This is a genomic window from Metabacillus rhizolycopersici (genome assembly GCF_020075705.1).
This window is the reverse complement of the sequence record NZ_JAIQUM010000014.1, coordinates 85,947-92,753: the sequence shown is the minus strand read 5'-3', so window position 1 is coordinate 92,753 and position 6,807 is coordinate 85,947. Positions and strand designations below refer to the sequence as shown.

The following is a 6,807-nucleotide window of genomic DNA, read 5'->3' as shown; positions in this document are numbered from 1 at the left end:
TGGGTTTTGAAGAAAAAATACCGAAAGAATTGTTGTTAGTCCTTTTTGCAAAGGAAGCAAAAAAGGGACAACCTCTTTCGGACTTATTCAAACACTGGAAAGTAGTAAAGAAATGGCATGATGACCTATTAAAAAAGATGAAAAAAATAAAAATGAATGTAAAACACTGTTTTTTACAAGATTTTATTGTTTCCGATCTCTCGTTTAATAGCGAAATAGAGTTTCCTTTTTAACTCTATGGAATAAAAACCCTTAAGCTTGTTTTTCTGCACAGACACTTCGGTGTGAAAATTCCGATAGAAGGATTGCTGTGTGGGACTTCAGGTAGTTCTGGTAACTCCAGCCCCTTGGTGTGCTCTTCGGAGACCGAAAGATTTGGGTGGCTTTAGCAACTAGACCCTCACCAGTGAAGGGTCGGGCAAAACCTTGTTTTGTTCCCTACTTCACAAAACCTACGATTTGTTATATTCTTATATGATATTTTATGGTTTTAAAGGAGCTGGGACTAGCTTGAGTAAGGAAGGAATCATTTCTTTAGGTGAGGCATTTGTTGATCTTATTTCCGCTGATCAGACAAATACAAGGTATCAACAGTTTTTAGGAGGCGCAACGGTTAATGTTGCGGTGGGGGCAAGTAGACTTGGCATTCCTTCTTATTATTTATGTAAATTAGGTACAGATACAAACAGTTTGTTTGTTGCGGATGCGTTGAAAAAAGAAAACATCAATATTGACTATTGTGTCTCTTCCTCTGAGAAAAAGGTATGTAGTGTGTACATACATCTTGATGAGGTTGGTGACAGATATTTTCATAAATATGTAAATGAAACTCCGGATGAATGGTTAACCGTGGATGAATTAGAGAAAGAACTTTTTCATACTGGGAAAATCTTTTACTTTAGCTCTGGGACACTATTCAATGATAAAGCACGAAAAACGACAGAACAGGCGTTAACATATGCAGAAGAATCTCACATGCTAGTGTCGTTCGATGCGAACATTCGCTTAAAGCGTTGGGAAAGTGAAGAAAAATGCAGGGAGAGGGTATCTTCTTTTATGAAACGAGCAGATCTTGTTAAATTGACGGAAGATGAATTGCTGTTCCTGACAGAAACAAACACAATGGAAGAAAGTCTAGTTAAAATATCTAACCTGAACATTCCTTTTCTTTTCATTACAATGGGGGAAGAGGGGGCATGTGTTTTACATGATGGAAAAAGAATAAATGTTCCAGGAATAAAAGTTAAGGCAGTAGATACAACTGGTGCAGGAGACGCTTTTTTCGCAGCTATTTTATCCCGTTTTCATGAAAAGGGAGTGCCAGTGGACGATAGCCAATTAAAGGAGTATGTTCAATTTGCTAATAAAATAGGTGCAATTGCGACGACCAAAATTGGTTCATTGTAAGCGGAAAGATAAAGGGAGAATGGTTGAACCAAACTAATTTACACAATCTGCTGGTAAATAACTGATCAAATGGAGTGATTTACCGGAATTCCTTTTACTGTGGGGGATCGGGGATCGGTCAGATTTGAAAGATTCTAGGAAAATGGGTGATTAATAGTGGAAATGAGGATGCTAGAAAATGAATGGAGGGAGTTGAAGAGGTAGACATAATGGAGGAAGAGTTTTCAAGTTAAGTGGAGAAACATTGTTTGGATTCAAAGGAGTATGTGTTCTTTTAGCTTTCATATTGATCATTAATCTTCTCTCATTTTTGATTACGTTCATTAACATTCCCCCAAATATAGTAATCCCACATTCTAGGACATTCGCTTGTTTTCCTTGCTGAATTGTGACTTCGACATCATTTCCTTCATCTCATTTTTATATATGGAAAAATGCGGAGGTGTAAAGTCAGTGCCCTTTCCAAGTGACAGTCAATTTACTCCAGTAACTCGCTTCAGAATGTAAAACGAATCAAAGAGCAAGAGGTCATGCTACCAGATGGTACGGTAGTTGAATTAACACTCATAAATGCGTTAATAAGCGGAAATATCCGAATTGTTGTGTATACAAGCGAAGACGTTTGCGAATCAACGATCATTCCATTTCGCAAGTGTGAAAAATTCCTCATTTGTATAAATGATCTTTCAAGCATCTCGTTAAACACGCTAAGCGCTGAATGCAATGTTAATATTATATGTAGAGATGCTCAGCTAGACCAAATTGATGTGGATATCAACCTTTGTGCAATCATCAGTTCTTTCTCAAGTGTCGTTTTAGAGGTGCAAGGAAGGGTTTGTAAACCGAGAAACGATAAGCTAGATTGGCATCAAGGTAATGACGAAGAGAATGATCAACCGAATGGAAATATTGATTTCCATTGTATTAAAATAGAGCAGGTCAATGATAGCATCACTTTTTCCACAGGAATCCAACTGGAGTTGCCTTCTAGTACTGTTCGGTTTAGTTGTAGACCTAGATCATGATGTGTTAGTAGTCTGATTTTAGGAAATGGTGTCCAGGTGGTTAGAGGTAGAGGAGTAATGTGCCTGATATTGAGGAAATGTAGCTCGAGAGGTCACGAATAGGAGAAATTATCTGTTTGAATCACAGACCAAATCACAACGCTTTGGTCTGTTTTTTGTTGTTAATGGATGAATGTCGGTTAGCGTTGATCAAAATGGTTGAATATATCGAACGTATGTGCTATTATATTTTTATACAAATCGTTCTTTGAAAATGAGCTGGAATATAGGGTTCTAATAACTAACCTATCGTTTGTTGGGTGAAATTCTATGCTCTGTTCTTTTTCTACCGTCGGTTATGCACGATGACTAGAGCAGATAATCTGTCTATCTTGTCGGGTGCAGTAGGAAAAGAATATTCCCGAACGAATGTGTTAGAGCTTTTTGCTTTCAGATATGCTCTACACTTGTAGACTCTTTGTTGTAGGATGAATTCTATCTTGAAAGTCTGAAGGGGGAGTTGAAAATCTAATACCTAGTTGAACGGGTATGGTTCTATCTTTTGGAATATACGACTTTAAATTTTTGTTAGAGAATTAAGTCGTGAGTAGTTCAATTGAGATGGTGAAAGAGTAGTTATTTTACTAAGGAAATTCTAATGAAACCAAAATTAACACAGTGTTTTTAACTGTGTTAATGTCGGCATGAGGTGATAAAAGTGGCATTAAAATCCAAAAATATCTTTATCAATTTACCAGTGAAAGACTTGCACAAATCGACTGATTTTTTCCAGGCGCTAGGTTTTGAGTTTAACCCACAATTCACGGATGAGAGCACAGCTTGTATGATCGTCAGCGACAATATCTTCGTATTGATAATGGTCGAAGAACGTTTCAAAGAGTTTAGTAAGAAGGAAATTGTGGATGCTGCTACTTCATCCGAAGCGATTTTTTGCTTATCAGCTGAAAGTCGGGATCAGGTCGATGAAGTGGTAAATAAGGCACTAGCATTTGGTGGTAAATCTTCGAATGACCCTCAAGATCATGGATTTATGTATGGATGGAGTTTTCAGGACTTAGACGGCCATATTTGGGAAGTTGTTTATATGGATGAAAGTGCAATGAATCAGGGGTAAACATTAGTAGGGATAAAAGAAAACCCACTCTGATGGAAGTATTACTTTATGAGAATAAGGAGGAAATTATGGGAAGATTAATCCATTTCGAAATTCATGTGAATGACATGGAGCAGGCAAAGAAGTTTTATGGTGAGGTATTTGGATGGACATTCCAGGATTGGAGTGATTATGCAGGGGTGCCTTACTTTGGCGTAGTCACTGGTGATGAAAATGAACCTGGAATCAATGGTGCTTTGATGCAACGTAAAGGTGGTGCCCCAGAAACAAACCAGGCTTTGAATGCCTTCTCTTGTACAATGGGTGTAGAAGATTATGATTCTACAGAAAAGAAAATTATGAATAATGGCGGCAAGGTCGCAATGCCAAAATACGCCCTGCCAGGTATGGCATGGCAGGGATACTACATTGATACTGAGGGGAATATATTTGGCATTCATCAACCTGATAAGGACGCTAAATAGAACTTTTTCCATTGTATATCTGGAGCATCCATAAAGTTAACTGAAAGATACGGTAGGTTTCCCAAAACACTAAAGAGCCTTTCGCTCAATTTAAGATTTAACCTTAGATTGAGCGAAAGGCTCTTTAGTACAATTATATGTATCATGTTTGATAATAGTTGTAAGTAGGTACCATTATTTCCTCTTTTTCATCGATGTTGATCTACAAGAATTTGATTACCATCTGGATCTTCAATTGTAAAATGTGCTGGTCCTTCACCTGACTCATCTGCTTCAGTTAGTATGTTCATTCCTTTTACTTTAAGTTGCTTTTGTAGCTCTCGAATGTCCGTAAAGGATTCTAGATTTTCAGCATTTTCATTCCATCCTGGATTAAAAGTCAAAATATTCTTTTCAAACATTCCTTGGAATAGCCCGATTATGCAATTTTCATTTTTCATAATGAGCCAATTTTGGTTGATTTCTCCTCCAAGGACTTGGAATCCTAGGTTTTCGTAAAATGATTTTGATTCATTTATATCTTTTACATTTAAACTTACAGAAAATGCGCCTAGTTTCATATTTTTCTCCTCCTTTAAATGAATGACTATAAATTCAGATAGTTTTTAAATGGAATAAATTAAGTATAAATGAGTACTTTGCAATACACAATATTTACTAAATTTAATAGGGAGTCTAGCGAGTACATTATGTGATGGAATCAAAAAAGCTACAGCTTGTCTGTTGTATAATTTGTCTATTTCTGATAAAGTTAACCTAACTTTAAAGAAATGGAGGTTTTCCTTTTGACAGCATCAATGAGACTTCGATTCAACGCTTTGAACAGATAATTGAATACGTTCAAAGGCTCTGCATGTGTGCAGGGTAAATGGATTGGTCTGCCTGTTTTTAAGGAAACTTTTATTTTACGGAATGTAAAAACGAGGGGATAGGTCTGCCCTCGTTTTTTTGCGCTGTTAGAATAGAATTCATCGAGATAGCCAATTTTTCTTATCCACCTGTCTTAAGTGGTGATCAGTAAGCTTATATGAAGACGGGGTAGTGATGGATAAGTTACATGAGGAATCTTTTTTTAAAGGCCAAATGCTAGAAAGCTTTAAATAAGTCCTTATCCGTTTACTCGTATACACAGTTAGGTCGTCTGTGTTTTTTTTCTGTTTAAAAAAGAAATTGTGCATAAACTAGAAAATCAAAATAAGGACGTGTATAACATGCAACAAACAACTGAAAATCCAATGCAAAATTGGAAGAAAAATATTATTCTCTTTTTAGGTAGTCAAACGATCTCCCTTTTTGGATCTGCTTTGGTTCAGTATGCCATTCTTTGGTATATCACATTGAACACTCAGTCGGGGATGATGATGACGATCTCCATTTTATGTGGCTTTTTGCCGACTTTTATTCTTTCGCCGATTGCTGGAGTATGGGCTGACCGTTACAATCGAAAAATGCTCATCATTTTAGCAGATTCGTTGATTGCTATTTCAACGTTAATTTTAGCTATCTTGTTTTTAATCGGATATGATGATCTTTGGCTTCTTTTTGTCATGTCAGCTGTTCGCGCTGTTGGAACTGGTATTCAAACGCCGGCTGTTGGAGCGATTCTTCCTCAGATTGTACCCGAGGATAAACTGACGAAGGTGAACGGAACAAATGGTAGTATTCAAGCGATGATTATGCTGATTGCTCCAATTATCAGTGCAGCGCTACTAACAACTGCTTCACTCGAAACAATATTCTTTATTGATGTGGTTACCGCTGCGATCGCTGTTAGTATCTTGCTGTTTTTCTTACGGATCTCTGTTCATGAAAAAGCATTACTAAAGCAAACGACAAGCTATTTCAGTGACATGCAAAAAGGTTTTAGTTATATCAAGAACCATGATTTTCTTAAGAAATTCTTCCTGTTTTTCGCTTGTTTCTTTGTTTTATCAGCACCAGTGGCATTTCTAACGCCGTTACAGGTTACACGCAGCTTTGGTGATGATGTATGGCGGTTAACAGCGATTGAAATCACTTTTTCAATCGGGATGATGATTGGTGGAATTGTCATTTCATCTTGGGGTGGTTTTAAAAACAAGATTCATACGATGACATTAGCGGCCCTAATATTTGGTGCTTGTACGTTTGCTCTTGGGATCATTCCTATTTTTTGGCTTTATTTGCTTTTCATGGGGATTGTCGGAGTGGCAATGCCGATCTTTAATACACCTTCTACGGTCTTACTACAGGAGAAAGTGGAACAGGACTACCTTGGAAGAGTATTCGGTGTATTAGGTATGATTTCAACTTCGATGATGCCGTTGGGAATGCTTGTATTTGGACCAATATCTGATTTTGTTAAAATTGAATGGCTTCTTATTGGAACAGGAATCCTCATGTTTATTCAAGGGTTTTTCTTGTTGGGGAGCAAAGTGTTAGTCGAAGCGGGGAAGCCAAACTTAGAAGAAAGTAATTTGTAAGAATATGTCTGCCATTGCCCGTTTTCACCAATTTTTATAAATTGGGATTCAACAAAAGAATATGAATGTTAGTTATAAAGCAGACAGTCTCTATCATTATAGGGGCTGTTTTTTTATGTAATTCAGATGTATCTACAAGGTGATAACAGCAAATATTGCAATATGATGCGAAAATGTGCGAAAGAAAAAATATTGACAAATTATGTTATTGAATATACCATTTTAATTGTTAACTATATTTTATTTTTAGTTAACATTAAAATGTGAGAGTGCAAATTATACATTGTGATCGGTTACGAATGAAGAGAATAAGCAGGCTGTAATAAGAACCCGAG

General features: G+C 36.8%; 7 protein-coding genes. 6 read left to right on the top strand and 1 reads right to left on the bottom strand.

What is annotated here, in order from left to right:
* From K9V48_RS09095 to K9V48_RS09075, 5 genes are all read left to right on the top strand, one after another.
* A partial coding sequence (locus K9V48_RS09095; RefSeq protein ID WP_224138509.1) for a hypothetical protein occupies positions 1–233 on the top strand: 233 nt, incomplete at its 5' end.
* A gap of 277 nt (positions 234–510) precedes the next feature.
* Positions 511–1,407 (top strand): carbohydrate kinase family protein, encoded by an 897-nt coding sequence (locus K9V48_RS09090; protein WP_224138507.1) that lies wholly within the window; start codon positions 511–513, stop codon positions 1,405–1,407.
* Between the two features lie 476 nt (positions 1,408–1,883).
* Positions 1,884–2,432, top strand: coding sequence for a BMQ_0737 family morphogenetic spore coat protein (locus K9V48_RS09085; RefSeq protein WP_498043119.1), 549 nt, complete (start codon positions 1,884–1,886; stop codon positions 2,430–2,432).
* A gap of 697 nt (positions 2,433–3,129) precedes the next feature.
* Entirely contained in the window at positions 3,130–3,546 is a 417-nt protein-coding gene (locus K9V48_RS09080; protein WP_224138504.1) for a VOC family protein, read from the top strand.
* A gap of 68 nt (positions 3,547–3,614) precedes the next feature.
* A complete protein-coding gene (locus K9V48_RS09075; protein ID WP_224138503.1) occupies positions 3,615–4,010 on the top strand; it encodes a VOC family protein in 396 nt (131 codons plus the stop codon).
* 188 nt (positions 4,011–4,198) lie between these two features.
* Here the strand turns inward: K9V48_RS09075 and K9V48_RS09070 are convergent, their stop codons facing one another.
* On the bottom strand, positions 4,199–4,570 hold the full coding sequence (locus K9V48_RS09070; RefSeq protein WP_224138501.1) for a VOC family protein: 372 nt from the start codon (positions 4,568–4,570) through the stop codon (positions 4,199–4,201).
* A 675-nt stretch (positions 4,571–5,245) separates the two neighbouring features.
* On the opposite strand from K9V48_RS09070, the gene K9V48_RS09065 reads away from it, so the two are divergent.
* Positions 5,246–6,472, top strand: a complete 1,227-nt coding sequence (locus tag K9V48_RS09065; protein ID WP_368858289.1) for an MFS transporter — start codon at positions 5,246–5,248, stop codon at positions 6,470–6,472.
* Positions 6,473–6,807 lie beyond the last annotated feature (335 nt).